Genomic DNA, 26,789 nt, shown 5'->3' with positions numbered 1-26,789 from the left:
CACACTGTGGAAATCCCCTGAAATGAACGACACCAAGAAGAAACCGCAAAAGCTCAAGGCCCGCCTGCCGCGCGGCTTCGTTGACCGCTCGGCTGCCGATATCCGCGCCGTCAACGAAATGACCGCGAAGATCCGCGAAGTCTATGAGCATTATGGTTTCGATCCTGTCGAAACGCCGCTGTTCGAATATACCGATGCGCTCGGCAAGTTCCTGCCGGATGCCGACCGTCCAAACGAAGGCGTCTTCTCGCTTCAGGACGACGACGAGCAGTGGATGAGCCTGCGCTACGACCTGACGGCACCGCTCGCCCGCCATGTCGCCGAAAATTTCAACGACATCCAGCTGCCCTACCGCACCTATCGCGCCGGCTACGTCTTCCGCAATGAGAAGCCAGGCCCGGGCCGCTTCCGCCAGTTCATGCAGTTCGATGCCGATACGGTCGGCGCGCCCGGCGTCCAGGCCGATGCTGAAATGTGCATGATGATGGCCGATACGCTTGAAGCCCTCGGCATCAAGCGCGGCGATTACGTCATCCGTGTCAATAACCGCAAGGTTCTCGACGGTGTTCTCGAAGCCATCGGCCTCGGCGGTGATGACAAGGTTGCCCAGCGCCTCAACGTGCTGCGCGCCATCGACAAGCTCGACAAGTTCGGCCCCGAAGGTGTCGCCCTCCTGCTCGGTCCGGGCCGCAAGGATGAATCCGGTGACTTCACCAAGGGCGCCGGCCTCGACCAGAGCCAGATCGACAAGGTGCTCTTCTTCGTCGGTATCAAGGACTATGCCGAAAGTGCTGCCCAGCTTGCAGAACTCGTTGCGGGGACCTCGAATGGCGGGGAAGGCGTCGAGGAACTCAATTTCATCGGCAGCCTCGTCACCAGCGCCGGTTACGACAGCACCCGCATCAAGATCGACCCCTCGGTCGTCCGTGGCCTCGAATATTACACCGGCCCGGTCTACGAAGCCGAGTTGCTCTTCGACGTCACCAACGAGAAGGGCGAAAAGGTCGTCTTCGGCTCTGTCGGCGGCGGTGGCCGTTATGACGGCCTCGTTTCGCGCTTCATGGGCCAGCCCGTTCCGGCAACCGGCTTCTCGATCGGCGTCTCGCGCCTGATGACGGCGTTGAAGAACCTCGGAAAGCTTGGCCAGAGCGAGGTGATCGAACCGGTTCTCGTCACCGTCATGGACGGCGATGTCGATGCCATGGGCCGCTACCAGCGCATCACCCAGGAGCTGCGCGCTGCCGGTATCCGCGCCGAGATGTATCAGGGCAACTGGAAGAAGTTCGGCAACCAGCTGAAATATGCCGATCGCCGCGGCTGCCCCGTCGCCATCATCCAGGGCGGCGACGAGCGCGCCACCGGCGTGGTGCAGATCAAGGACCTGATCGAGGGCAAGCGCCTGTCCGGCGAGATCGAGGGCAATGCCAGCTGGCGCGAAGCGCGCGTGGCGCAGGAAACCGTGCCGGAAGCCGATCTCGTCGCCAAGGTAAAGGAAATCCTGGCGGCGCAGGCGGAAGATCGGAAGCGGGCGTCGGATGCCTGAGCGGGGCGCACCCCCCTCTGGCCTGCCGGCCATCTCCCCCCCAAGGGGGGAGATCGACTCGTGGTTGGGTCTGAGCCAAATAGTCAATGTGGAGCGGGCGTATGAGCCCAGCCGATCTCCCCCCTTGAGGGGGAGATGTCCGGCAGGACAGAGGGGGGCATCCCCGGAGACTTCGACGCCATGCCTCTGACAAACCTCCCGGCCTTCTCCACCGATCTCCTCGCCGAGTTCGCCGCCCGCAAGACCGAGCGCATCGACACGCCCGTCATCCAGCCGGCCGAACCCTTCCTCGATATCGCCGGCGAGGACCTCCGCCGCCGTATCTTCATGACGGAAAGCGAGACCGGCGCCAGCCTCTGCCTGCGCCCGGAATTCACCATTCCCGTCTGCCTGCGCCACATCGAAACGGCGACCGGTACGCCGAAGCGCTATTCCTATCTCGGCGAGGTCTTCCGCCAGCGGCGTGATGGCAGCAACGAGTTCTATCAGGCGGGGATCGAGGATCTCGGCGAGACCGATACGGCGAGCGCCGATGCGCGCGCCATCGGCGATGCCATCGCCATCCTGCAGCGGCTGATCCCGGGAAAGACGGTCTCGACGGTTCTGGGCGACCAGGCGGTGTTCGAGGCTGTGGTCCAGGCGCTCGGCCTGCCGCTCGGCTGGCAGAAGCGGCTGATCCATGCCTTCGGCAACATGACGCAAATCGAGGCGCTGCTGGCCAGCCTCGTCAGCCCGCAATTCGTCACCGGCCTCGATGACGACATCGCCAGGCTCGTGGCATCCGGCGACGACAAGGCGCTGATTGCCTATCTCGATCAGACGATGGAAGCGACCGGCTATTCGACCAATGCCAGCCGCTCGCCTGCCGATATCGCCCGCCGCCTCAGGGAAAAGCTGGTGCTGTCGGAAACGAGACTCGATGACGATGCCTTCCGCGTGCTGGAAGAGTTCCTGTCGCTCAACGTGCCGCTGGCCGATGCATCCTCGGCGCTTGCAGGCTTTGCCGATGCCGCTGGGCTGAAGATCGGCACGGCGCTGTCGCATTTCGACAGCCGTCTGGCCGCGCTTTCGAATGCTGGCCTTGATCTCTCGTCGATGGATTACCGCGCCGCCTTCGGCCGCCCGCTGGATTATTACACCGGTCTCGTCTTCGAGGTGAGCGTTGAAGGCTCGTCGGCAGTGCTTGCCGGTGGCGGGCGCTTCGACAAGCTGTTGAACTTCCTCGGCGCCCGGGAGCGCATCCCCGCCGTCGGCTTCTCGCTCTGGCTCGATCGCATCGAAACGGAAAGGGCAACGGCATGACTGTGACCATCGCACTGCCCTCCAAGGGCCGCATGAAGGACGATGCCTTGGCGATCTTCGAGCGCGCCGGCATGAAGATCACCGCCGTCGGCAACGACCGCTCCTATCGTGGCCGCGTCGAAGGCTGGGATGATGTCGAGGTCGCCTTCCTGTCGGCGTCGGAAATCTCCCGCGAGCTCGGCAACGGCTCGATCGATTTCGGCGTCACCGGCGAAGATCTGGTGCGCGAAGGCCTGGCCGAAACCGACAAGCGCGTCGAATTCTGCGCCCGGCTCGGCTTCGGTCATGCCGATGTCGTCGTGGCCGTCCCGGAGATCTGGCTCGATGTCGATACCATGGCCGATCTCGGCGATGTCGCGGCTGAGTTCCGCGCCCGCCATGGCCGCCGTCTGACGATCGCCACCAAATACTGGCGCCTGACGCAGCAGTTCTTCTCCAGCCAGCACGGTATCCAGCTCTATCGCATCGTCGAGAGCCTGGGCGCCACCGAGGGCGCACCGGCCTCTGGTTCGGCGGATGTTATCGTCGATATCACCTCGACCGGCTCGACGCTCAGGGCAAACCACCTGCGCGTCCTCAATGACGGCGTCATCCTGCGCTCGGAGGCCTGCCTCGTTCGCGCCCGCAAGGAAAGCCATGCGGCCGAACCGTCGGTGGCGAAGATTGTCGCGGCAGTGCGCGGCGCACTCTGATTTCTTCCGGATTTCGGAAACGAAAAAACCCGCCGTCTCGCGACGGCGGGTTTCTTTATGCTTGGGAGGCCGATTTCGCTTATGCAGCGACCGGATATGCGCCGCGGCGTGCATCGATCGAGTAAGCTCCAGCGCCGACGGTGGCGAGCAGGATGTAGGCGCCGGCCAGCGTGAAGTTCTTCATGACCATGATCTGGTTCAGAGCGTTGATCCAGCCGTTTGCGCCAGCCGGGAAATCAGGAACGTTGACGGCAGGCAGGTGGAAGACTACGGCCGTGAAGATACAAAAGGCAGCCAGCAGCCAGCCGACGATGCGAACCTGGAAGCCGACGAGAACGGCAAGGCCGGTCACGAGCTCGAAGAGGCCTGCGAGATAGGTGAGGGCGGTGGAGGCGGGAAGGCCAGCGCCTGCGATCATGCCGGCGGTGCCAGCCGGGTCGGTGAGCTTGCCGAAGCCGGCAAGGATGAACATGAAGGACAGAAGAATGCGGGCGACGAGAACGATGATGTTGGTCGTATTCGACATGGAAGTAATCTCCGTTTGAATCACTGTGAGATCGGCTGATCTCGTTGACCCACTTGTCGCGCATTTTGTCGCAGCTGGAAAGATAAACGAAAGGGGACGGTTCGTTCAGTATTTTGAAACGATGATCCGTCTCCCGCCGCTTGTCTTGGCGCCGCCCGCCTGTCTATGGTCAGGGTCCAAACCCCATGGAGATTTCAATGGCAGACCTTTCAAGCTTCCCGATCACCAAGCGCTGGCCAGCAAAAAATCCCGATGTCATCCAGCTTTATTCGCTGCAGACGCCGAACGGCGTGAAGATTTCGGTGGCACTGGAAGAACTCGGCCTGCCCTACGAGCCGCACTATGTCGGCTTCGCTAACAACGACCAGAAGTCGCCGGAATTCGTTTCCCTCAATCCGAACGGCCGTATCCCTGCGATCATCGATCCGAACGGTCCTGACGGGAAGCCGATCGGTATCTTCGAATCCGGCGCCATCCTGCTTTATCTCGCCGAGAAGACCGGCAAGCTGATCCCCGCCGATGCGGCTGGCCGCTACGAAACCATTCAGTGGGTGTTCTTCCAGATGTCGGGCCTTGGCCCGATGCTTGGCCAGTTCGGCCACTTCTACAAGTTTGCGGCCGATAAGGTCGCCAACAATTCCTATCCGATGGAGCGCTATCGCGACGAGGCCAAGCGTCTGCTGGGCATCCTGGAAGGCCGTCTGCAGGGCCGCCAGTGGATCATGGGCGATGAATACACGATCGCCGATATCACGACGTTCCCATGGATCCGTGGCGCCGATCTGTTCTATGGCGGTGGCGAGGTTCTGGAATATGAGAAGTTCCCGGCCGTTCGGGCATGGCTGGAGCGCTGCATTGCCCGCCCGGCCAGCGCCAAGGGGCTCAACGTTCCGGTGAAACCGGAGTAGTAGCGCAAACAAAAAGGCCGGTCGCGAGACCGGCCTTTTTCATAGGGCTTTGCCGCTTTACTGGCGGCTGGCGGCCTGACTGGTGTTTTCAAGCTTGAAGCGCGGGAAGATGAAGACGCCGACCATGCTGCCGGCGTATTTCTCCTCAAGTCCGGCGGACTCGCCCATGCAGAACAGCGGCTGGCGGAAGCCGTTCGGCATGACGATGGTCGTCGAGAAACAGAAGGACGAGGAGAGCGTTGCTGCTTGTTCGAACAGCGCCAGGATATGGGCACGGTCCTTGACGTCATAACAGCGCATAAGGCTCAGCAGCCCGCATTCCTGGCCGGCCAGACCGTGAAGCATCGAGCTCCATTCGCCGAGCCGGATGATGCCGCTCGAAAAGTCACCGTTCCAGGCCTCGGAGACGGAAAACTGCGCCAGCATTTCCTGATTGTGATGGGTCAGATCAAAGGAGCCAGGCGTGAGCGGGGCGGCAACATTGGCTTTGGCGATCTTGAACAAATGGGGTTCCCCGTGTCGGGCGCAGTTCAATGCAGCGCACTCGTGCGGTGTGACGAAAACATCTTCATGCGCACCGGTCATCATGTCCGGCCGTGAGCAGAATTGCGGCGCCGCCGGTGCGGAACCCCTTTCATGCTCTTCTCAAAAATTCTGGCGCGGAATGCTCTGCAGCCGGTGTCATTTGCAAAATACGGTCTTCCGCTGGCGGGCGGAAAAATATCGTCATGCACTGCAATTCGCAGCGCGGATTTATAGGCAGTTTTTGAGAGGCGGCAAATGCTTTTTCGGGGGTAATCCGCAACGCGAAGGATGCGATATATTGCATGCTTCTATAAAAGGTAGCAGAAATCAAAGTAAAAAGTTGCCCGTTTCGCGAGATGTAAACGGTTACGCTTTGCAAAATTTTCACATTACCGCAGTGAAACCAATTTCAATAAGAAATATCAGCGGCTGATAAAAAACACAGCTTGGTAAGGCTCGCGAAAGCTTGGGAGTCTGATTTCGGTGCGGAATAGACGCTTAAACGTTTTATCAGTTCCGTCGTTGAGACTCTAAAAATTGGTAAGGCCGAATCGCTATCCGCCAAATGAAAAGGGCGGCCCGAAGACCGCCCTTCCGTAACTGAACCGGTTGACTCAGATGTCAGACCCGAAGGTCTTACATCATGTCCATGCCGCCTCTTCAGCGCGCTTGACGCGCTGAAGCACTTTACATGTATGGGCGGGTTTCACGGACAGTGCTGCAATCAGACCTTATGGTCTGATCACATCATGTCCATACCGCCCATGCCGCCCATGCCGCCAGGCATGCCACCAGGAGCGTCCTTCTTCGGCAGCTCGGCAATCATGGCTTCCGTGGTGATCAGCAGCGAAGCAACCGAAGCTGCGTTCTGCAGAGCCGTACGGACAACCTTGACCGGGTCGACGATGCCCATGGCAATCATGTCGCCATATTCAGACGTCTGGGCGTTGTAGCCGTAGTTGTCTTCGTTCTTGTCGAGAACCTTGCCGACAACGATCGAAGCTTCATCGCCAGCGTTCTCAGCGATCTGGCGAACCAGCGACTGCAGAGCCTTGCGGACGATGTTGACGCCAGCTTCCTGGTCGTCGTTCACGCCCTTGGCAGTGATCTTCGTCGAGGAACGGAGCAGAGCGATACCGCCGCCGGGGACGATACCTTCCTGAACAGCCGCGCGCGTCGCGTTCAGAGCGTCGTCGATGCGGTCCTTCTTTTCCTTGACTTCGATTTCCGTGGAGCCGCCAACGCGGATGACGGCAACGCCGCCAGCGAGCTTGGCAAGGCGTTCCTGCAGCTTTTCGCGGTCATAATCGGAAGAGGTTTCTTCGATCTGAGCCTTGATCTGCGCAACGCGGCCTTCGATGTCGGACTTGGCGCCAGCGCCGTCGACGATCGTGGTGTTTTCCTTGGAGATCGAAACCTTCTTCGAACGGCCGAGCATGTCGAGCGTTACGGATTCGAGCTTGATGCCCAGGTCTTCGGAGATGACAGTGCCGCCCGTGAGGATAGCGATGTCCTCCAGCATGGCCTTGCGGCGGTCGCCGAAGCCAGGAGCCTTGACGGCAGCGATCTTCAGGCCGCCACGCAGCTTGTTGACGACGAGCGTAGCAAGAGCTTCGCCTTCGACGTCTTCAGCGATGATGAGGAGCGGCTTGCCGGTCTGAACGACGGCTTCGAGAACCGGGAGCATCGCCTGCAGGTTCGAGAGCTTCTTCTCGTGGAGGAGAATGTAAGCGTCGTCGAGGTCGGCGATCATCTTTTCCGGGTTGGTCACGAAGTACGGGCTGAGGTAGCCGCGGTCGAACTGCATGCCTTCGACGACTTCGAGTTCGGTTTCAGCGGTCTTGGCTTCTTCGACGGTGATGACACCTTCGTTGCCGACCTTCTGCATGGCTTCAGCGATGTCTTCGCCAACCTGCTTGTCGCCGTTTGCGGAGATCGTGCCGACCTGGGCAACTTCAGCCGAGGTGGAGATCTTCTTGGCCTTCGCCTGCAGGTCCTTGACGACTTCTGCAACAGCGAGGTCGATACCGCGCTTCAGGTCCATCGGGTTCATGCCGGCTGCAACAGCCTTTGCGCCTTCGCGAACGATAGCGCGGGCCAGAACGGTTGCCGTCGTGGTGCCGTCGCCGGCGATGTCGTTGGTCTTCGAAGCAACTTCGCGGACCATCTGGGCGCCCATGTTTTCGAACTTGTCTTCGAGTTCGATTTCCTTGGCGACCGAAACACCGTCCTTGGTGATGCGCGGAGCGCCGAAGGACTTGTCGATAACAACGTTACGGCCCTTCGGACCGAGGGTGACCTGCACTGCGTCAGCGAGGATATCGACGCCGCGCAGCATCTTTTCGCGCGCAGAGCGGCCGAACTTTACTTCTTTAGCTGCCATTTTGAGAACTCCTGAAAAGGGGTGTCAGCGATAATCTGAACGGGATAACCGGCTGATTAGCCGATGATGCCCATGATGTCGGCTTCCTTCATGATCAGAAGGTCTTCGCCGTTGATCTTGACTTCGGTGCCCGACCACTTGCCGAACAGAACGCGGTCGCCAGCCTTGACGTCGAGAGCGACGACCTTGCCGGACTCGTCACGAGCGCCCGAACCGACGGCGACGATTTCGCCTTCCTGCGGCTTTTCCTTGGCGGTGTCCGGGATGATGATGCCACCCTTGGTCTTTTCTTCGGACTCAACGCGGCGAACAACGACGCGATCGTGAAGGGGGCGGAAGTTGGTGCTTGCCATTGTCTAATCCCTCGATCAAATGACATTCGCGGACCGGGGTCCACATGGATGAGTGTTAGCACTCTCCGTTGAGGAGTGCTAGCGACGTGCATTTAGGGATGGCTCCAGAAAGAGTCAAGGAAACCATTCACGGATTTTTGCGCCGGAATTGTGGAGAGGTGAGGGGATTTGTCTGACGTGGTTGCCGAGCCCCTGCCACGGCCCGCTTTTTCCGAGGCATTTGCCGTCTGGGCGCGTATCGGCTGTCTGAGCTTCGGCGGTCCTGCCGGGCAGATCGCCCTGATGCACAAAACCGTGGTCGAGGAAAAGCGCTGGATTTCCGAGGACCGTTTTCTGCATGCCTTGAACTATTGCATGCTGTTGCCGGGCCCCGAGGCCCAGCAGCTTGCCACCTATATCGGCTGGCTGATGCATGGCGTGCGTGGCGGCATCGTCGCCGGCCTGCTCTTCATCCTGCCAGGCTTTCTGGTCATCCTGGTCCTCTCCGGTCTCTATGCCTATTTCCAGAATGCCGAGTGGCTGCTCGCTCTGTTCTTCGGCCTCAAAGCGGCCGTGCTCGCCGTCGTCATCGAGGCGCTGATGCGCGTCGCCGGCCGGGCGCTGAAATCGCGCTTTCACTATTATGTGGCTGCTGCCTCTTTCGTGGCGCTCTTCCTGCTCAATCTGCCGTTCCCGCTCGTCGTCCTTGCTGCAGGCATTGCCGGCTTCCTCGTCGAGCGCCGCAGGAGAAAGGTGGAGGGAGTGGCGCCAGCCGAAGCCTCGAAGCCCGCCAAGGAAATGCTGTCAGGGCTGACCAGCCGAAATATCGCCAGGCCGTTCCTGATCCTCGCTTTCTGGGTGATCGTCTGGCAGTTTCCGCTGCTGATCGTCCGCGAGATTCATGGTCCGCAGGATCTGATTGCCGAGGCGCTGAGCGGCGAGACCAATGTCTTCGCCGCCGTCTTTGTCTTCTTCTCCAAGATGGCGGTCGTCACCTTCGGCGGCGCTTATGCTGTGCTCTCCTATGTCGCGCAGGTAGCGGTGGAGCATTATGCCTGGCTGCGCCCCGGCGAGATGCTGGATGGTCTTGCGCTGGCCGAGACGACGCCGGGTCCGCTGGTGCTTGTCCTCTGTTTCGTCGGCTTCATGGCCGGTTTCCGCAATGCGCTCGGCATCGACCCGCTGTTCGGCGGCGTGATCGGCGCCAGCCTCGCCGCCTGGGCAACCTTCGTGCCGAGCTTCATCTGGATCTTCGCCGGTGCGCCCTATGTGGAGAAGCTCCGCCAGAACAAGATACTGTCGGCGGCCCTGTCGGCGATCACTGCTGCCGTCGTCGGCGTCATCCTCAATCTGGCGCTCTGGTTTGGCCTGCATGTTCTCTTTGCCGATGTCGGCAATATCGCGCTTCTCTCTCGCGCCACCGGCCTGCCGCTCGTCAGCCTCGCCTGGCCGGTCTGGAGCAGTTTGAACATTGCCGCGGCGCTGATCTTCGTGGCTGCCTGCATCATGCTTTTCCGCTTCAAGCTCGGCATCGTCAGCATTCTCGGCTTCGCGGCTACAGCCGGGCTGGCCGTGCGCGGCGTCGAGTTGCTTCTCTAGCGCGCCCGGCTGTTTTTGCGGCGCCGGGCCGAAAAAACCTTGCCATCCCGCCGGGCCTTTGCAATGTCACGCCTGACTGAACGCAAATGGGATATCGGAATGGCCAAGCGCATCGGAAGTTTTGCAGAGATCACCAGCCAGTATGACGCGGTGTTCTGCGATGTCTGGGGCGTCCTGCACAATGGCGTCGATCCCTTCCCCAAGGCGGCTGCCGCCCTCGAAGCCGCCCGCGGCGAAGGCCTGACGGTCGTTCTCATCACCAATTCGCCGCGTATCGCGCCTCTGGTCGTCGATCAGCTCCGCCATATCGGCATCCAGGACGGCGCCTATGACCGGATCATCACCTCCGGCGACGTCACCCGCGGCCTGATCGCCGAAGGCCCGAAGAAGGTCTTCCTGCTCGGCCCCGAACGCGACATCGCCATCATCGAAGGCCTGGGCGTCGAGCGCGTCGATGCGACGGAAGCGGAATCCGTCGTCTGCACCGGCTTCTTCGATGACGAGCAGGAAGTGCCGGAAGACTACACCGAGATGCTGAAAGAGTTTCAGTCGCGAAACGTGCCGATGATCTGCGCCAATCCGGATCTCGTCGTCGAGCGCGGCCACAAGATGATCCCCTGCGCCGGCGCTATGGCTGCCTATTATAACCAGCTCGGCGGCGCCACCCGCATTGCCGGCAAACCGCATACGCCGATCTATGAAGCCGTGCTGGAAACCGCGAAAGAGCTTCGCGGCGACTTCCCGAAGAGCCGCATCCTCGCCATCGGCGATGGCATGCCGACGGATGTGCGCGGCGCTCTCGATTACGGCCTCGATCTTCTCTATATCAGCGGCGGCATCCACGCCAAGGAATACACGCTGAACGGCGAGACGGACGAGGCAATCCTGCACGCCTATCTCGAGCGTGAAAAGGCAACGCCCAAGTGGTGGATGCCGCGCCTCGCATAAGAAGAAGCCCGCCGATGACCGTCTTTCACCGCAACGAAACCCGTGAACCGCTGCCAGCCCATCTGAAGGGCGGGGTGATCGCCATCGGCAATTTCGATGGCCTGCATCGCGGCCATCAATCGGTGCTGACGCGGGCATTGGAGATTGCGCGGGCGCGTGGTGTTCCGGCCCTGGTGCTGACCTTCGAGCCGCATCCGCGCACCGTCTTCCGGCCCGAGAGCCCGGTCTTCCGCATCACGCCCGCGCCTTTGAAGGCTCGCATCCTCGAAGCTCTCGGCTTCAGCGCCGTCATCGAATACCCCTTCGACCGCGAATTCTCGCAGCGTTCGCCTGATGATTTCATCCACGGCATCCTCAAGGATTGGCTGGGTGCCTCGGAAGTCGTCACCGGCGTCGATTTCCATTTCGGCAAGGGCCGCGAGGGCGGTCCGGCCTTCCTCATGGATGCCGGCCAGAAATACGGTTTCGGTGTCACGCTGATAGACGCCTACCGCGATGAGAATGCCGACGTCGTCTCGTCGAGCCGCATCCGGGCGCAGCTGAAGAATGGCGAAGTCAGCGAGGCGGCGGCCCAGCTCGGCTATCACTACACCGTCGAGGCGGAGATTATCGGCGGCGAAAAGCTTGGCCGCCAGCTGGGTTTTCCGACAGCCAACATGCAGCTGCCGCCCGAAGTCGAACTCGCTTCCGGCATTTATGCCGTCCGCTTCCGCCTGCAGAACGGCACGCTCCACGACGCCGTCGCCAGCTACGGCCGCCGCCCGACGGTGACGGAAAACGGCGCGCCGCTGCTCGAAACCTACGTCTTCGATTTCAGCGGCGATCTCTATGGCCAGGTCTGTTCAGTCTCCTTCTTCGGCTATCTCCGTCCCGAGCTGAAATTCGACGGGCTCGACCCGCTCGTCGTGCAGATCAAGCGCGACGAGGAAGAGGCGAGGGCGCTGCTTTCGGGCGTGCAGCCGCTCGGCGAACTCGACCACTTGCTCTGCTTCAGCTGACGTTCTGCCGTGTAGCCCCCTCATCTGCCTGCCGGCCTCTTCTCCCCGCTGGGGAGAAGGTGGCCGAAGGCCGGATGAGGGGGCCAAGCCCGCTACATTGGCTTAGGCAGCACCCAATGCAGGCGCCTGCTTCCCCCGCGCCAGCGGCGGAAAGGCAAGCGCGATCGCTGCCGCACCGAGCCCCACCAGCGCCGAGCCGATGAACAGCCACGAATAGTTCTGGTAGGTATCGAATATCCAGCCGCCGATCAGCGGCCCGAAGGCCATGCCGATGCTCGACAGCATCGTCGCCGCGCCGAATACGGTGCCGATCACTTTCGGCCCGAAATATTCGCGCGCCAGCACCGCATAGAGCGGCATCACCCCGCCATAGGCGCTGCCGAAGATCACCGCGAGCGCATAGAACTGCCCGAGTTCGCTGACCGCAAGATAGGCCGCCAGCGCTGCCGCCTGCACCAGCAGCCCGGCGACCAGAACCGGCTTGACGCCGAACCTGTCCGCAAGGCTGCCATAGAGCAGCCGCCCGCCGAGACCGGCAAGTCCCTCGACGCTGTAGATGCTGACCGACGCCATCGGCGCCACGCCGCAGATCGTCGCGTAGCTCACCATATGAAAGATCGGCCCGGAATGGGCCGCGCAGCAGGCAAAGAAGGTGCCGCCCAGAACCAGGAACTGCGGCGACCGGAAGATCTTGCCGAGCGAGGGCCGCTCGCCGCTTGTGGTTTCCACCGTGCCGGGATCGCTTGCCGGAGACGGCGCGCGGCGGATGAGGAGGGCTGCCGGGATCAGAAGGATCCAGGCGCCGATGCCGATCATCAGCATTGCGGTGCGCCAGTCATAGGCGGAGATCAGCGCCCGGGCGAGCGGCGAAATCGTCATCGGCGCAACGCCCATCCCGGCTGAAACCAGCGACACGGCCAATCCACGGTTCTCGTCGAACCATTCGGTGGTCGCCGCGATCATCGGCGCGAAGAAGGCGCTGGCCGAAATGCCGACGAGAACGCCGTAGGTCAGCTGGAACTGCATCAGCGATCCGGCGCGGCTCGCCAGAACCAGCGCCAGCCCGAGAAGCACGGCGCCGATCATCACCACCGGCCGGGGTCCGAAACGGTCGCTCAAAGCGCCCCACATGAAGCCGCCGATCCCCATGACGATGAAGTTCAACGTCATGGCGCTGGCAATGCCGGTATGCGACCAGCCGGTCTCGGTGGCGATCGGTGTCTGGAAGATGGCGAGAGAAAACATCGCGCCGAGCGCAACGCATGTCATCAGGGCGCCGGCGGCGACGATGACCCAACGATAGGAACTGCTCATATCCACTTCACTCCCTGTGGACCCGAGAAACGCGGGCGCCCGAGCGGCGGCTCGCATTCCAAGGACGGCCGAGACGCCGCCATTTCGACATTGCCACGATAATTTTTCTTTGTCTTCGGGGGGAGGCGCGGCCGGAGCGGCCAGTTTCATTTCTGCCTGAGCGGAAAGCGGTCGGGCGTGTCATTCCACGGGTCGAAGATCGCCGCGCCCGAGAGGGCAACGTCCTTGGTGTTTCGCGTCACCAGATAAAGTTCGTGTTCAATCGCCGTCGCGGCAAGCATCGTGTCGATGACAGGCGGCGCATGCCCGGATTGTAACTTCATGCGGCCCGAAATTTCGCCCCAACGACGAACGCTGGCATCATCGAGCGACAGAACGCGGTTTGAAAAGCGCAGTTCCAACGCATCGCGTGAAGCAGCGTAACGGTGCCGGTTTTCGTCGTCGGCGGGCAGGTTTGCGATCCCTTTGTCGTATTCCGCCAATGACAGCACGCTGATGAACATCCGCGCTTCATCCGTCTGCGCCGCCCAGCTTTTTACTGACGGCGCACCGTTCCGGTTGATCAAAGCCGCGATAACGTTGGTGTCCAGAAGCCAGCCTCTCACAAAGACAAATCCCGGCCACGATCCCCTTCGCGCTCAAGCGTCAAGTCGTCGAGAGCAAGGCTTTCCATGAAATCCACGAAGGGTTCGAGCGTCTCCCGTCCGGTCAGCCGTTCAAGCTCTTCAATGCTGATGACCGCCACGCTTTCCTTTCCGCGTACGGTGACCCGCTGCGGTCCTTCGCTATGCGCAAGCCGCACGACTTCGCTGAAACGTGCCTTGGCTTCCTCCAGCTTCCAAATTTGACGTGGCATGCTAGCTCCATCTGGTCAGATAGTCAGACTATAGTTCAGCCAGCTCAAAACCGCCACTGCTTTCCATTCGCTATGGAAGCGTCCGATCCCCAAATCCCTCTTCCTTTTCCCGCCAAAAGCGCCTATGAACCGGCCCGATGACAAAATTCCGGCTGGCGATTGCGATACGAATTATCGGCCCGGCCTTCCGCGCGCGCTGAGCGGCCGGAAGGTCCGGGTTTTCAGCGCTTGCCGAGCAAGCGCTTCCGTCACCAACAATTCCACATCCGTTGCGCCTTCTGAGGCCGCCAGAAACGATTGCCAGACATGACCGACACAGCCGAAAAGATCGATTATTCGAAGACCCTCAATCTGCCCGAAACCGAATTCCCGATGCGCGCCGGCCTGCCGCAGAAGGAGCCGGAAATCGTTGCCCGCTGGCAGCAGATGGGTCTCTACAAGAAGCTGCGCGCCTCGGCCGCCGGGCGCGAAAAGTTCGTGCTGCACGACGGCCCGCCCTATGCCAACGGCAACATCCATATCGGCCACGCGCTGAACAAGATCCTCAAGGACGTCATCAACCGCTCGTTCCAGATGCGCGGCTTCGACGCCAATTACGTTCCCGGCTGGGATTGCCACGGCCTGCCGATCGAATGGAAGATCGAGGAAAAGTACCGCGAGAAGGGCAAGAACAAGGACGAGGTTCCGGTCAACGAGTTCCGTAGGGAATGCCGTGAATTCGCGTCCGGCTGGATCAAGACCCAGGCCGACGAGTTCAAGCGCCTCGGCATCGAGGGTGACTTCGACAATCCCTACACGACGATGGCCTTCCACGCCGAAAGCCGCATCGCCGGTGAACTGCTGAAGATCGCCAAGTCGGGCCAGCTCTACCGCGGCTCCAAGCCGATCATGTGGTCGGTCGTCGAACGCACGGCGCTTGCCGAAGCCGAAGTCGAGTACCACGACATCGAAAGCGACATGATCTGGGTGAAATTCCCGGTCCGCATGGTGTTTCGCCAAGACGAGCATGCAAATGCCGATTTGCTGTCTGCCTTCGTAGTTATCTGGACGACAACCCCTTGGACGATCCCCGGCAACCGGGCGATCGCCTATTCGTCGCGCGTTTCCTACGGTCTCTATGAAATCACTGAAGCCGCCAATGATTTTGGTCCGCGTCCAGGTGAGAAGCTGATCTTGGCAGACAAGCTTGCTGAGGAATCTTTCGGCAAGGCAAAACTTCAATATCGCCGCCTGCGCGATGTCAGCGCTGAGCAACTTGCCGGGATCTCTTGCGACCACCCCCTTAACGGCCTCGGTAACGGCTACGAATTCATCGTCCCGCTGCTCGATGGCGACCATGTCACCGACGATGCCGGTACCGGTTTCGTGCACACGGCACCCAGCCACGGCCGCGAAGACTTTGACGCCTGGATGTCCGCCGCCCGCCAGCTGGAAGCCCGTGGCATCTCGACCAAGATCCCGTTCACCGTCGATGACGGCGGCTTCTACACATCGGATGCCCCCGGCTTCGAAGGCGCACGCGTCATCGACGACAACGGCAAAAAGGGTGATGCCAACGATCGCGTCATCAAGGAGCTGATCGCCCGCAACGCGCTCTTCGCCCGCGGCCGCCTGAAGCATTCCTATCCGCATTCCTGGCGCTCCAAGAAGCCTGTCATCTTCCGCAACACGCCGCAGTGGTTCGTCTATATGGACAAGGAACTGGCCGACGGCACGACGCTGCGTTCGCGCGCGCTGGGCGCGATCGACGACACGCGCTTCGTCCCCGCCGCTGGTCAGAACCGCCTGCGCGCCATGATCGAGGGACGCCCGGACTGGGTGCTTTCGCGTCAGCGCGCCTGGGGCGTCCCGATCGCCGTCTTCGCCGACGAGCAGGGCGAAGTCCTGGTCGATGAAGCCGTCAACCAGCGGATCCTCGACGCCTTCGAACGCGAAGGCGCCGACGCCTGGTTCGCCGAGGGTGCAAAGGAGCGCTTCCTCGGCAATGACCACGACCACGCCAAGTGGAAGCAGGTCATGGATATCCTCGACGTCTGGTTCGACTCGGGCTCGACCCACACCTTCACACTGGAAGACCGCCCGGACCTGAAATGGCCGGCCGATCTCTATCTCGAAGGTTCCGACCAGCATCGCGGCTGGTTCCACTCGTCGCTCTTGGAATCGGCTGCCACCCGTGGCCGCGCGCCTTACAATGCCGTCCTCACCCATGGTTTTACCATGGACGAGAAGGGCGAGAAGATGTCGAAGTCCAAGGGCAACGTCACGTCTCCGCAGGAAATCATGAAGGATGCCGGCGCCGACATCCTGCGCCTCTGGGTCATGACCTCGGACTATGCTGATGACCTGCGTGTCGGCAAGACGATCATTCAGACCAATGTTGATGCCTACAGAAAGCTGCGCAACACCATCCGCTGGATGCTCGGTACGCTGGCGCATGACAAGGGCGAGGTCATCGCGCTTGCCGAACTGCCGGAACTGGAGCAGCTGATGCTGCACCGCCTGGCCGAGCTCAACGAGCTGGTGCGCGAAAATTACGATGCCTTCGACTTCAAGAAGATCGCCCGCGCGCTGATCGACTTCGCCAATGTCGAGCTATCGGCCTTCTATTTCGACATCCGCAAGGACGCGCTTTACTGCGACGCCCGGTCGAGCCTGCGCCGCCGTTCGGCACTCCATGTCATCCGCAATATCTTCGATTGCATGGTGACCTGGCTTGCGCCGATGCTGCCCTTCACCACCGAAGAGGCATGGCTGTCGCGCAATCCTGAAGCCGTTTCGGTTCACCTCGAACAGTTCCCGGCGATCCCGGCGGATTGGAAGAACGAGGCGCTGGCAGAGAAGTGGAAAAGCGTTCGCGCCATCCGCTCTGTCGTCACGGGCGCCCTCGAAGTCGAGCGCAAGGACAAGCGGATCGGTTCGTCGCTCGAAGCCGCCCCCACCGTGCACATCGCTGATGCGGCTCTGAAGGCAGCGCTCGATGGTCTCGACTTCTCCGAGATCTGCATTACCTCGGATATCGCAATCGACGCGGGCGAGGGCTCTGCTGAGGCGTTCCGTCTTCCCGAGGTTCCCGGTGTCTCCGTCGAGCCGACGCTTGCCGAAGGTACCAAGTGCGCCCGTTCCTGGCGGATCACCAAGGATGTCGGGTCCGACCCTGAATATCCCGATGTTTCGGCGCGCGATGCTGTCGCTTTGCGTGAGCTCGGACTGTAAATCCTCAAGAAAGTTACCGGGTGAATTGCTCTTTAGTGGTTCATCCGGTAAAAGCTGCCTGAAAATGGCCGGATTTTTACGTCAGGGGGACGGACGTCCGGTTGGGCGATAATTGCACCGGCATGGCTGGAAGGGTTTTCATGTTAGCGACGCGTTGGTTCCGTGTAGGCGCTTGCCTGACGGTTGTTATGGCGGCAGGCTCGATGGCCACCAGCTGCACGAGCCCGACCTACGGTACCGGCACGAGCGCAATGGCCCAGCTTGGCGACGATATCGGCCAGTCCGTGTCGCTCGCGCCGCAGGAGCCCAAGAACAAGGGCGTCAGGTACCAGCCGCGTCCGACGCTTGTTCTCCCGGCTGACGCCTCCAAGGAAACGCTGGTCGAGCCGCAGCAGACGGTTGCCAGCAAGGACAATCCGGAATGGGTCGAGTCTCCCGAAGAGACCCGCGCCCGTCTCGTCCAGGAAGCTGACGACAACGAAGACAAGTCCCGGTATGTTTCGCCACTGGCCAAGAATGGCATCGAAGGCGGCCGCAAGACCGCAGCCGAACAGGCCCAGGCGTTCAGGGAAGCCCGCGCCGCGCAGAAGGGCGCCGGCGCCGTGACCGAGCGCCGCTCGATCTCCGATCCGCCGACGGAGTACCGCCAGGCAGACGACCCGTCCAAGCTTGATGATCTCGGCGAGCCGGAGCTCAAGAAGCAGAAGCAGCGTAAGAAAGATGCCGCGGTTGCCGGTACCGGCAAGCAGTGGTGGAACTTGCTGCAGTAAGCGCTTGCTTACATCTGCTGCGCCGCTGCCCAGCGGCGCACGAGCAGAATATGCATGATCTGGCAGATCAGAAGACCTGAGCCGGTGATCGCGAAAATCGCGGTCATCCCCCTGGCCGCGAAGATCGCGCAGATCGCGATCGCGAGACCCGGCAAGGCGCTGAAAGCAGCCGCCCGCGGCGCCGACCAGTTGATCTCTCCCCGCAAGGACCATTGCATCGGTATGCCGGAAACGCCGGGCGCGACGCGCAGATACGCGAATACGCCGATGGCGATCATCGCTGCAAGAATGGCGAGGCTCATGGCATCTCCCTCTTTCCTGCAAAGAACGTCCTGAGGATATCCGCAGCCTCCGTTTCGTTCAGACCGGAATAGACCTCGGGCGCATGATGGCAGGTCGGTTGCGCATAGAAGCGCACGCCGCTCTCGACCGCGCCGCCCTTCGGATCCTCGGCGCCGTAATAGAGCCGGCGGATGCGGGCAAACGAGATCGCCGCTGCGCACATCGTACAGGGCTCCAGCGAAACATAGAGATCGGCGCCCGTCAGCCGTTCCTGTCCCAGCGCTTCGCAGGCCATGCGGATGGCGGCGACTTCGGCATGGGCGGTCACGTCGTTGAGCTCGCGGGTACGGTTTCCGGAACGCCCAACCACCGTGCCGTCGAGCACCACGATTGCCCCGATCGGCACTTCGCCGCGTCCACCGGCCGCCCGCGCCTCTTCGAGCGCCATCTCCATAAACCGATTTGTCTTCACGATCCGGCAAATTCCCACTTAACCGCAGGGGCGCGACCTGATAGAGAAGCCCCAAAAGGCAGGCAAACAACAAATGACATTCAAAGACAAGCCAAAACGGCCGGGCGGCAAGCCCGCAGGGCGCGACACGCGACCGAAAACCGATGACAAGCCGGTCCGCAGCGCTGCGCCGAAGGCTGCAGCGGCCGAAACCGCAGGCGACGGCAAGGCGGAACGCATCTCGAAGGTCATGGCACGCGCAGGCGTTGCCTCGCGCCGCGATATCGAGCGCATGATCATGGACGGCCGCGTCACGCTGAACGGCAAGCCGCTCGAGACGCCCGTCGTTAACGTCACGCTGACCGACAAGATCGAAGTCGATGGTATCCCGATCCGCGGCATCGAGCGCACGCGTCTCTGGCTCTATCACAAGCCGGCCGGCCTGGTGACCACCAATGCCGATCCCGAGGGTCGCCCGACAGTCTTCGACAATCTGCCGGACGAACTGCCGCGCGTCATGTCGATCGGCCGCCTCGATATCAACACCGAAGGCCTGCTGCTGCTCACCAACGATGGCGGCCTTGCCCGCTCGCTGGAGCTGCCGACGACCGGCTGGCTGCGCCGCTACCGCGTGCGCGCCCATGGCGAGATCGATCAGGACGCGCTCGACAAGCTGAAGGAAGGCATTGCTGTCGATGGCGTGCTCTACGGCTCGATCGACGCGACGCTCGACCGCACCCAGGGATCCAACGTCTGGATCACCATGGGCCTGCGCGAAGGCAAGAACCGCGAAATCAAGAATGTGATGGGTGCGCTTGGCCTCGACGTCAACCGCCTGATCCGTATCTCATATGGTCCGTTCCAGCTGGGTGACCTGCCGGAAGGCCACGTCATCGAAGTGCGCGGCCGCACGCTGCGCGATCAGCTCGGCCCGCGTCTCATCGAAGACTCCAACGCCAATTTCGATGCGCCGCTCTACAACGCTCCGGCCGTTGCCGCAGCCGAGGAAGAAGAGCAGGCCAAGCCGGAACGGCGCGAACAGCGCGCATGGAAGTCTGAAGAAAAGCGCGAGCGCCCGCGTGGCAGCCTCGACACCAAGCGCGATGACCGTCGCAACGATCGCCGCGATGACCGTAAGGATGATCGCCGGGACGGTGGCCGCGATGGCGGACGCAAGGATGACGACCGTCCGAAGCGCCCGGCGCTCGGCAGCCGCCGCAACGCCAATGTCTGGATGGCGCCCGGCGCCCGTCCGCTCGGCGAAAAGGCAGCCGCAAAGGCCGAGAAGAATGCCCAGACGGCGCTGAAGCGCGGCGAGAAGCCCGGCCGTTCCAAGCCGCAGCCGGTGAGCTACGACGAAGGCCCGCGTGTCCAGATCAACCGTGCCCGCGATGAAGAGGGCGAATGGATCCGTTCCAGCGAAGTCAGCAATGACGACGGCGGCCGCAAGCGCTCCGGCGATCGTCCGGGTGGCGATCGCGGCGGCCGCGGCGACGGGCCTTTCGGTGACCGCCCCCGCGGCGAAGGTCGCGGTGAACGCTCCGGTGGTGATCGCACCGCCCGCGGTGACAGACCCTATGGCGACCGCCCGCCGCGTGGCGACCGCCCGGCAGGGGATCGTCCTGCCCGTGGAGACCGCCCGTTCGGCGACAAGCCGCGCGGCGAGCGCAAGCCCCGCGAAGACGGCGATCGTCCGCGTTCCTACGGCGACCGTCCGGCCCGCAGCGACCGACCCTATGGTGATCGCCCCTCCCGCAGCGAACGCCCGTCCGGCGATCGTCCGGCGCGTGGTGACCGTCCCTTCGGCGACAAGCCGCGGCGTCCGCGCGAAGAGGGTGACGAGCGTCTCCGGTCCTATGGCGACCGTCCGCGCGCTGCCCGCAGCGCTCCGGGCGAAGGCCGCTCCGAACGTCCGCGTGGCGAACGCTCCTTTGGCGACAAGCCGCAGGGCGACCGTCCGCAGGGTGACAAGCCGCGCGGCAAGAGCTTCGGCGCCAAGCCCGGCGTTGCCAAGAATTTCTCCGGCAAGCCGAGAGGCGACCGGCCCGATGGCGGAGGCAAACCTTCGGGCGGGCCGTCGCGTGGTGGACCAAAAGGAAAGGGAATGACGCGCGGTGCGGATCGTCGGCGGTGAGTTTCGCGGACGGTCGCTCGCCGTACCTAAATCCAACGACATCCGGCCGACTGCCGACCGGACGCGTGAGAGCCTTTTCAATATTCTGAGCCATGCCTATCCGGAATGCGTCGATGGCACCCGGATACTCGATCTTTTTGCCGGCACCGGCGCGGTCGGCCTCGAAGCCGTCTCGCGCGGCTGCCGTCATGCGCTGTTCGTCGAAAACAGCGTCGAGGGCAGGGGCCTGCTCTGGGAAAACATCGATGCGCTCGGCCTGCATGGCCGCACGCGTATCCTGCGGCGTGACGCTACGGATCTCGGTTCGGTCGGCAATCTCGAGCCCTTCAACATGCTCTTCGCCGATCCGCCCTACGGCAAGGGTCTGGGCGAGAAGGCCATGGCTGCGGCTGCCAAGGGTGGCTGGCTGGTGCCGGGCGCGATCGCCGTGCTCGAAGAGCGCTCGGATGTTGCCGTTTCGGTCGATCCTTCCTATCTGTTCCTCGAAGACAGGATCTTTGGCGACACCAAGGTCCATTTCTTCCGCTATCAGCCGGTCTAGGCGGGGCGAAGCCACCGGGAGCGTTCAGTGCAGCAGGCAGGTATTGTGAATAGCGTCATACCTGCCACCGGCGGCACTATGCCCACCGTTGCGGTCGCCTTCGGCGGCGGCGGCGCGCGCGGCCTGGCGCATATCCATGTCATTGAAGCATTGGACGAACTCGGCATCCGCCCGGTGGCGATATCGGGCTCGTCGATCGGCGCCATCATGGGCGCCGGTATGGCCGCCGGCATGAGCGGCGAGGCAATCCGCGAACACGCGCTGATGACCGTCGGCAACAAGACCGCCGTCGTCAGCCGCATCTGGGGCATGCGCCCCCAAACGGTGCGCGATGCCGTCGCCAAGGGTATCCGCATCGGCCAGTTCAACCTGGAGCGGATCCTGAAGGCCTTTCTGCCTGCCGACCTGCCGGATCGCTTCGCCGATCTTCTCGTGCCGATGCAGGTCATCACCACCGATTATTACGGCCAGAACGAAGTGATCATCACGGAAGGCCAGCTCTTTCCCGCACTTGCCGCGTCCTCCTCGATCCCCGCCGTCTTCATGCCGGTGCGCATGAACGACCGCGTGATGATCGACGGCGGCATCAGCAATCCGGTGCCCTACGAATGCCTGATGGATATTGCCGACATCGTGATCGGCATCGATGTCGTCGGCGCGCCTGAGGGTGACGGCACCCATATTCCGAACCGCATGGAAAGCATCTTCGGCTCCGGTCAGTTGATGATGCAGACGGCGATCACCCTGAAGCTGAAGATCCAGCCGCCGCATATCTTCCTGCGCCCGGCGGTCGGCCGCACCGGCGTCATGGACTTTCTGAAGGCCCGCGAAGTGCTCGCCATGTCCGCAGGCGTCAAGGACGACCTGAAGCGCGAGCTGGACCGCCAGTTCGAAGCCCGGCTGAAGGCCTAGGCGTCGGCCGTCACATCCGCCGGACCTGCCAAGGGATCGGCATCCATCTCCATCGAGCGCTTCGGCTTGACCAGCGGCTCCGGCCGGACCGGATGCGAAAACAGCATGTCGCGTCCGGCCTGCAGCCCTTCGGAAACCTGCAGCACCAGCCGCTCCTCGTCGCGGCGGCGGATATCCTCGCCGATCTCGTAGGCCTCCGCCTCGCCGACACCCAGCGCCTGCAAGGTCCGGCGGCCGAAGAGCAAACCTGACTCCAGCGTCTCGCGCAGCTCGTAATCGACATTCAGATTGCGCAGCGCGATCGAGTGGATGCGGTCATAGGAGCGTACGAAGAGCTTGGCATGCGGATAGTCGGCTTGCACCAGCTCCACCACCTTGTCGGTGATCTCGCGCTTCTGCGTACAGACGACGACGATCTTCGCCTTGTCGATGCCGGCCGAGCGCAGCACGTCCTTGCGAGTGCCGTCGCCGAAATAGATGCGGAAGCCGAAGGACGAGGCCTGGCGGATGCGATCGGCGGAAAAGTCGATGACGGTGACGTCGCGGCCGCCGGCAAGCAGGATTTGCGCGGCGATCTGCCCGAAACGCGAGAAGCCGACCATCAGCACGTCGGCATTTGCGCCTGCAAAATCCTCGTCCAGCTCCTCATGCTCATCGCCTGTGAGCAGTCGTCTCGACAGCGCCGAACCAATCGGGGTCAGCGCCATCGTCAGCGTCACGATGGCGACCAGCAGGGATGCGGTGCTGGATGGCATCAGCCCCGCGGTCGCCGCAGCGGTAAAGAGCACGAAGCCGAACTCCCCGCCCTGCGGCAGCAGGAAGGCGATGCGGATCGCGTCGTTATGCGGAGAGCCGGAAGCCCGGCAAAGCGCATAGATGACCGCAGCCTTTACCGCCATGATGATCGGCACGGCGGCAACGATGAACAGCGCGTTGTCGACGAGGACCTGCAGCTGCAGCGACAGGCCGACGGCGATGAAGAAGATAGCGAGCAGCACACCGCGGAATGGCTCGATATCCGCTTCAAGCTCGTGCCGGTAGGAGGACTCCGCCAGCATGATGCCGGAGAGAAACGCGCCCATCGCCATCGACAGACCGGCAAACTGCATCAGCGTCGCCGATCCCATGACCACGAACAGCGCCGCCGCAATCATCGCCTCGCGGGCGCCGGTGCGGGCAATTACCTGGAAAAGCGGCGTCAGCAGATAGCGCCCCATGACGATCATCGCCACGACTGCGCCGATCGCAATCGCGAAATCGAGAAACGGTTGATCGCCGCCCTCGCCGCCGCCGCCAAGGACCGTGATCAGCGCCAGCAGCGGAACGATCGCCAGATCCTGCAACAGCAACACCGAGAACGAGCGCTGGCCGTATTTGGTGTTCACTTCGCCGGTGCCTTCCAGGATCTGCATGGCGAAGGCGGTGGAGGACAAGGCAAGGCCGAAACCTGCGACGATGCTGCCGCGCCAGTCGAGAATGCCGCAGATATAGCCGAGCGCCGTCAGCGCCAGACCCGTGACGACCACCTGCGCCGTGCCGAGCCCGAAGATATCGCGGCGCATCTGCCAGAGTCGCGACGGTTTCAGCTCCAGGCCGATGATGAACAGCAGGAAGACGACGCCGAGTTCGGCAACGCCGAGGATCTGCTCGCCATCGGTAATCCCATGGAAGACAGGCCCGATGACGACGCCCGCGGCCAGGTAGCCGAGCACGGTACCAAGCCCCAGCTTCTTGAAAATCGGCGCAGCAACGACCGCGCCGCCAAGCAGCAGGATCGTCTCGGAAAAGAAGGCATTGGGGGCGGACATGCGTCGGAGTTTCTTTCAATGGCAGGAGGCGCGCAAGCGGCGGGAAAAAGAATCGCAGGCCGCGGCCTTGATGCTTTCCGAACTGCACAATAAATGGAAGCCGAAGGAAAGGCCAAATCATGTCCTCAGAAATTGATTCCTCGACACTTCTTTCCCGTGCCAGCCAGCTGATCGATCTTGCCAGGAAAGCCGGTGCCGATGCCGCCGATGCGGTGGTCGTCCGTTCCCGCTCGCAATCCGTCAGCGTTCGCCTCGGCAAGGTCGAAGGCACGGAGTCGTCGGAAAGCGACGATTTCTCGCTCCGCGTCTTCGTCGGCAAGAAGGTTGCCAGCGTTTCGGCCAATCCGGGTTTCGATCTCACCGCACTTGCCGAGCGGGCCGTCGCCATGGCCAAGGTCTCGCCGGAAGATCCCTTCGCCTGCCTGGCGGACGAAGCCAATCTGGCAAAGTCCTATCCCGATCTCGAGCTTCTCGACCGCACGGAAGTGACCTCCGAGATGCTGCGCGAGGCAGCGCTCGCAACCGAAGCCGCGGCTCTTGAGGTCAAGGGCGTCACGAATTCCTCCGGTGGCGGCGCCTCCGGTGGCATGGGCGGTCTCGTCCTCGTCACCTCGCATGGCTTCGAAGGCAGCTATATGGGCTCGCGCTTCGGCCGCTCGGTCAGCGTCATCGCCGGCGAAGGCACCGGCATGGAGCGCGACTACGACTACGACAGCCGGATTTATTACAACGAGCTCGACGATCCCGCCGATATCGGCCGCCGCGCCGGCGAGCGCACCGTCAAGCGCGTCAATCCGCGCCAGGTGCCGACAGGCAAGGATGTCACCGTCGTCTTCGACCCACGTATCGCCCGCGGCTTCATCGGCCATATAGCCGGTGCGATCAACGGCGCGTCGGTGGCGCGCAAGACCAGCTTCCTGCGCGACAAGATGGGCCAGCAGGTCTTGAAATCCGGGCTGTCGATCACCGACGATCCGCTGATCGTCCGCGGTCCGTCCTCGCGTCCCTTTGATGGCGAAGGCGTTTCCGGCGAAAAGCTTGTGATGATCGAGGACGGCGTGCTGAAGCACTGGTTCCTCTCCACATCGACCGGCCGCGAGATCGGCATGGAAACCAACGGCCGCGGCGTGCGCGGCGGCAATTCGGTGACGCCGGCTTCCACCAACCTGGCGCTGAACCCCGGCGACGTCTCGCCCGAAGAGCTGATCCGCAGCGTCGGTAACGGCTTCTACGTCACCGAGCTGATCGGCCAGGGCGTCAACATGATCACCGGCGAATACAGCCGCGGCGCCACCGGTTTCTGGATCGAGAACGGCGAACTCACCTTCGCGGTCTCCGAGGTCACCATCGCATCGAACCTCAAGGAGATGTTCATGCGGGTGACCCCTGCAAACGACATCGACTACAAATACGGCGTCGCCGCCCCGACACTCGCCATCGAGGGCATGACGCTCGCCGGGCGCTGAAGATTGGATTGAAGAATGAGTGACGACAGAAGCGCCCGCTGGCAGAGCGATCTCGCATTGATCGCCGATGCCGCCCAGCAGGCGGGCCGCGTCGCGCTCAGCTATTTCAACCAGTCGCCCGAGGTCTGGTGGAAGAACGAAGGCCGCTCGCCGGTCAGCGCCGCCGATTTCGCCGCCAACGAAACGCTCGAAAAAATCCTGCGCGCCGCCCGCCCTACCTATGGCTGGATGTCCGAAGAGAGCGAGGACAGCGCGGCTCGCCTCGCGAGCGACACGGTCTTCATCATCGATCCGATCGATGGCACACGGGCGTTTCTCGGTGGCCAGAACCTCTGGTGCGTCAGCGTCGCTGTCGTCCATCGCGGCCGCCCGGTTGCGGGTGTGCTCTATGCGCCGGCGCTTGAGGAGCTGTTCGAAGCTGTCGAAGGCGGCACGGCGCTTAAGAACGGCCAACCGATCGCGGTTTCGGCAAGCGGCCCGGGAACGGTCAGCCGGTTTGCCATCGCCGAGGACGTGCTGAAATCCTTCCCCGCTCCGTTCCGCGAGGGCATCGAGCGGGTCAAGCATGTTCCCTCGCTCGCCTACCGTGTCGCCATGGTGGCCGATGGCCGCCTCGAAGGCACCTTCGTCAAGCCGAACTCTCATGACTGGGATCTCGCCGCCGCCGATCTGATCCTCGAACGGGCAGGGGGGCAGCTGACCGGTCTCGACGGAAAGCCCGTCATTTATAACCGCGCTGCCGTCAGCCACGGTGCGCTCTGCGGCGCTGCGGCACCCCGCCTGCTCGAGTTTCTGGAGGGGCTGGCTTCGATACGAAGCAGTTGACGTTTCCGTCAAAATCCCGCAGATGAAGGCGCGGAGGAGACCAGAAAAGAAAGAGAAGAAAATGACGGAATCCGGTGGCAAGAAGCAGCTGCTGCACCTCGTATTTGGCGGCGAACTGGAAAGTCTCGATGACGTTCAGTTCCGCGATCTGAAGGATCTCGACATCGTCGGTATTTTTCCCGATTACGCATCCGCACTGACGGCGTGGAAGGGCAAGGCACAGTCGACTGTGGACAACGCACATATGCGTTACTTCATCGTCCACATGCACCGCCTGCTTGATCCGCAAGACAAGACCGGCAGCAACTGATTTTATAGGCTTTTCAGCAGGGTAGCCGCCTTCGTGGCGGCGCCGTCTCCTGCCGGGGCGTTACGCCCCACACCGTCGAATGACGCATTCTGAACAAATTAATCGGCCATTGCCGCCGCAACAATAATTGGGGAATGGGTTTGATGTCGAT

General features: G+C 62.4%; 26 protein-coding genes. 16 read left to right on the top strand and 10 right to left on the bottom strand.

The features are described 5' to 3' along the window. The first annotated feature begins 22 nt into the window (after nt 1-22). The 3 genes from hisS to hisG all read left to right on the top strand — a co-directional run bounded on the left by hisS (nt 23) and on the right by hisG (nt 3,537). Nucleotides 23-1,543, top strand: coding sequence for a histidine--tRNA ligase (gene hisS / locus AC1DJO_RS08620; protein ID WP_477969898.1), 1,521 nt, complete (start codon nt 23-25; stop codon nt 1,541-1,543). 180 nt (nt 1,544-1,723) lie between these two features. After that, nucleotides 1,724-2,845: an ATP phosphoribosyltransferase regulatory subunit gene (locus AC1DJO_RS08615; protein ID WP_477970317.1), complete on the top strand. Its 1,122-nt coding sequence runs from the start codon at nt 1,724-1,726 to the stop codon at nt 2,843-2,845. Then, nucleotides 2,842-3,537: an ATP phosphoribosyltransferase gene (gene hisG, locus AC1DJO_RS08610; RefSeq protein WP_477969896.1), complete on the top strand. Its 696-nt coding sequence runs from the start codon at nt 2,842-2,844 to the stop codon at nt 3,535-3,537. Before AC1DJO_RS08615 ends, hisG begins: the two co-directional genes overlap by 4 nt. Nucleotides 3,538-3,616: 79 nt before the next feature. On the opposite strand, the gene AC1DJO_RS08605 is transcribed toward hisG, so the two are convergent. Beyond that, nucleotides 3,617-4,063, bottom strand: coding sequence for a DoxX family protein (locus tag AC1DJO_RS08605; protein WP_112390586.1), 447 nt, complete (start codon nt 4,061-4,063; stop codon nt 3,617-3,619). A gap of 197 nt (nt 4,064-4,260) precedes the next feature. Between AC1DJO_RS08605 and AC1DJO_RS08600 the strand changes: the two genes are divergently transcribed. Continuing rightward, nucleotides 4,261-4,971: a glutathione binding-like protein gene (locus AC1DJO_RS08600; RefSeq protein ID WP_442207944.1), complete on the top strand. Its 711-nt coding sequence runs from the start codon at nt 4,261-4,263 to the stop codon at nt 4,969-4,971. Between the two features lie 57 nt (nt 4,972-5,028). On the opposite strand, the gene AC1DJO_RS08595 is transcribed toward AC1DJO_RS08600, so the two are convergent. After that, a complete protein-coding gene (locus AC1DJO_RS08595; RefSeq protein ID WP_112390584.1) occupies nt 5,029-5,475 on the bottom strand; it encodes a hypothetical protein in 447 nt (148 codons plus the stop codon). 82 nt (nt 5,476-5,557) lie between these two features. Between AC1DJO_RS08595 and AC1DJO_RS08590 the strand changes: the two genes are divergently transcribed. Next, on the top strand, nt 5,558-5,929 hold the full coding sequence (locus tag AC1DJO_RS08590; protein WP_477969894.1) for a hypothetical protein: 372 nt from the start codon (nt 5,558-5,560) through the stop codon (nt 5,927-5,929). 309 nt (nt 5,930-6,238) lie between these two features. Here the strand turns inward: AC1DJO_RS08590 and groL are convergent, their stop codons facing one another. Beyond that, complete coding sequence (gene groL, locus AC1DJO_RS08585) at nt 6,239-7,879, bottom strand: chaperonin GroEL (protein ID WP_112390583.1); 1,641 nt, start codon at nt 7,877-7,879, stop codon at nt 6,239-6,241. A 56-nt stretch (nt 7,880-7,935) separates the two neighbouring features. Then, the gene (groES, locus tag AC1DJO_RS08580) at nt 7,936-8,232 is read right to left on the bottom strand and encodes a co-chaperone GroES (protein WP_004675403.1); all 297 of its coding nucleotides are present in this window, start codon (nt 8,230-8,232) and stop codon (nt 7,936-7,938) included. A gap of 168 nt (nt 8,233-8,400) precedes the next feature. On the opposite strand from groES, the gene chrA reads away from it, so the two are divergent. The 3 genes from chrA to AC1DJO_RS08565 all read left to right on the top strand — a co-directional run bounded on the left by chrA (nt 8,401) and on the right by AC1DJO_RS08565 (nt 11,756). After that, nucleotides 8,401-9,810, top strand: coding sequence for a chromate efflux transporter (chrA, locus tag AC1DJO_RS08575; RefSeq protein WP_477969892.1), 1,410 nt, complete (start codon nt 8,401-8,403; stop codon nt 9,808-9,810). A 99-nt stretch (nt 9,811-9,909) separates the two neighbouring features. Then, nucleotides 9,910-10,758, top strand: a complete 849-nt coding sequence (locus tag AC1DJO_RS08570) for a TIGR01459 family HAD-type hydrolase (RefSeq protein WP_477969890.1) — start codon at nt 9,910-9,912, stop codon at nt 10,756-10,758. A gap of 14 nt (nt 10,759-10,772) precedes the next feature. Next, complete coding sequence (locus AC1DJO_RS08565; protein WP_477969888.1) at nt 10,773-11,756, top strand: bifunctional riboflavin kinase/FAD synthetase; 984 nt, start codon at nt 10,773-10,775, stop codon at nt 11,754-11,756. A 102-nt stretch (nt 11,757-11,858) separates the two neighbouring features. On the opposite strand, the gene AC1DJO_RS08560 is transcribed toward AC1DJO_RS08565, so the two are convergent. From AC1DJO_RS08560 to AC1DJO_RS08550, 3 genes are all read right to left on the bottom strand, one after another. Next, complete coding sequence (locus AC1DJO_RS08560; protein WP_477969886.1) at nt 11,859-13,070, bottom strand: MFS transporter; 1,212 nt, start codon at nt 13,068-13,070, stop codon at nt 11,859-11,861. 146 nt (nt 13,071-13,216) lie between these two features. Then, a complete protein-coding gene (locus AC1DJO_RS08555; RefSeq protein ID WP_477969884.1) occupies nt 13,217-13,675 on the bottom strand; it encodes a PIN domain-containing protein in 459 nt (152 codons plus the stop codon). Beyond that, on the bottom strand, nt 13,672-13,926 hold the full coding sequence (locus AC1DJO_RS08550; RefSeq protein WP_477969882.1) for a type II toxin-antitoxin system prevent-host-death family antitoxin: 255 nt from the start codon (nt 13,924-13,926) through the stop codon (nt 13,672-13,674). Before AC1DJO_RS08550 ends, AC1DJO_RS08555 begins: the two co-directional genes overlap by 4 nt. Nucleotides 13,927-14,232: 306 nt before the next feature. Between AC1DJO_RS08550 and ileS the strand changes: the two genes are divergently transcribed. Together ileS and AC1DJO_RS08540 are read left to right on the top strand one after the other, a co-directional pair. Beyond that, nucleotides 14,233-17,139, top strand: a complete 2,907-nt coding sequence (gene ileS / locus AC1DJO_RS08545; protein ID WP_112518426.1) for an isoleucine--tRNA ligase — start codon at nt 14,233-14,235, stop codon at nt 17,137-17,139. A 140-nt stretch (nt 17,140-17,279) separates the two neighbouring features. Continuing rightward, nucleotides 17,280-17,909, top strand: a complete 630-nt coding sequence (locus AC1DJO_RS08540) for a hypothetical protein (RefSeq protein ID WP_112390577.1) — start codon at nt 17,280-17,282, stop codon at nt 17,907-17,909. Between the two features lie 8 nt (nt 17,910-17,917). Here the strand turns inward: AC1DJO_RS08540 and AC1DJO_RS08535 are convergent, their stop codons facing one another. Together AC1DJO_RS08535 and AC1DJO_RS08530 are read right to left on the bottom strand one after the other, a co-directional pair. Beyond that, nucleotides 17,918-18,211, bottom strand: a complete 294-nt coding sequence (locus tag AC1DJO_RS08535; protein WP_112518427.1) for a hypothetical protein — start codon at nt 18,209-18,211, stop codon at nt 17,918-17,920. Continuing rightward, nucleotides 18,208-18,645, bottom strand: coding sequence for a nucleoside deaminase (locus AC1DJO_RS08530; RefSeq protein WP_112518428.1), 438 nt, complete (start codon nt 18,643-18,645; stop codon nt 18,208-18,210). Before AC1DJO_RS08530 ends, AC1DJO_RS08535 begins: the two co-directional genes overlap by 4 nt. Before the next feature lie 91 nt (nt 18,646-18,736). On the opposite strand from AC1DJO_RS08530, the gene AC1DJO_RS08525 reads away from it, so the two are divergent. The 3 genes from AC1DJO_RS08525 (at nt 18,737) to AC1DJO_RS08515 (ending at nt 22,229) form a co-directional block, all read left to right on the top strand. Beyond that, nucleotides 18,737-20,776 carry a pseudouridine synthase gene (locus AC1DJO_RS08525; RefSeq protein ID WP_477969879.1) on the top strand — a complete coding sequence of 680 codons (2,040 nt, stop codon included), beginning with the start codon at nt 18,737-18,739 and terminating at the stop codon, nt 20,774-20,776. Beyond that, nucleotides 20,757-21,317 (top strand): 16S rRNA (guanine(966)-N(2))-methyltransferase RsmD, encoded by a 561-nt coding sequence (gene rsmD / locus AC1DJO_RS08520; RefSeq protein ID WP_112390573.1) that lies wholly within the window; start codon nt 20,757-20,759, stop codon nt 21,315-21,317. Before AC1DJO_RS08525 ends, rsmD begins: the two co-directional genes overlap by 20 nt. Nucleotides 21,318-21,395: 78 nt before the next feature. After that, nucleotides 21,396-22,229 (top strand): patatin-like phospholipase family protein, encoded by an 834-nt coding sequence (locus tag AC1DJO_RS08515; RefSeq protein ID WP_477831433.1) that lies wholly within the window; start codon nt 21,396-21,398, stop codon nt 22,227-22,229. Here the strand turns inward: AC1DJO_RS08515 and AC1DJO_RS08510 are convergent. After that, nucleotides 22,226-24,037 carry a monovalent cation:proton antiporter-2 (CPA2) family protein gene (locus AC1DJO_RS08510; protein WP_477969877.1) on the bottom strand — a complete coding sequence of 604 codons (1,812 nt, stop codon included), beginning with the start codon at nt 24,035-24,037 and terminating at the stop codon, nt 22,226-22,228. The genes AC1DJO_RS08515 and AC1DJO_RS08510 overlap by 4 nt on opposite strands. A 119-nt stretch (nt 24,038-24,156) precedes the next feature. Between AC1DJO_RS08510 and AC1DJO_RS08505 the strand changes: the two genes are divergently transcribed. The 3 genes from AC1DJO_RS08505 (at nt 24,157) to AC1DJO_RS08495 (ending at nt 26,638) form a co-directional block, all read left to right on the top strand. Then, nucleotides 24,157-25,503, top strand: coding sequence for a TldD/PmbA family protein (locus AC1DJO_RS08505; protein ID WP_477969875.1), 1,347 nt, complete (start codon nt 24,157-24,159; stop codon nt 25,501-25,503). 15 nt (nt 25,504-25,518) lie between these two features. Next, complete coding sequence (locus tag AC1DJO_RS08500; protein WP_477969873.1) at nt 25,519-26,328, top strand: 3'(2'),5'-bisphosphate nucleotidase CysQ; 810 nt, start codon at nt 25,519-25,521, stop codon at nt 26,326-26,328. 61 nt (nt 26,329-26,389) lie between these two features. Next, nucleotides 26,390-26,638, top strand: coding sequence for a DUF4170 domain-containing protein (locus AC1DJO_RS08495; protein WP_112390568.1), 249 nt, complete (start codon nt 26,390-26,392; stop codon nt 26,636-26,638). Nucleotides 26,639-26,789: the final 151 nt, after the last annotated feature.

It is taken from the genome of Rhizobium sp. 05N430 (genome assembly GCF_056396985.1).
This window is presented reverse-complemented; position numbering and strand designations above follow the sequence as displayed.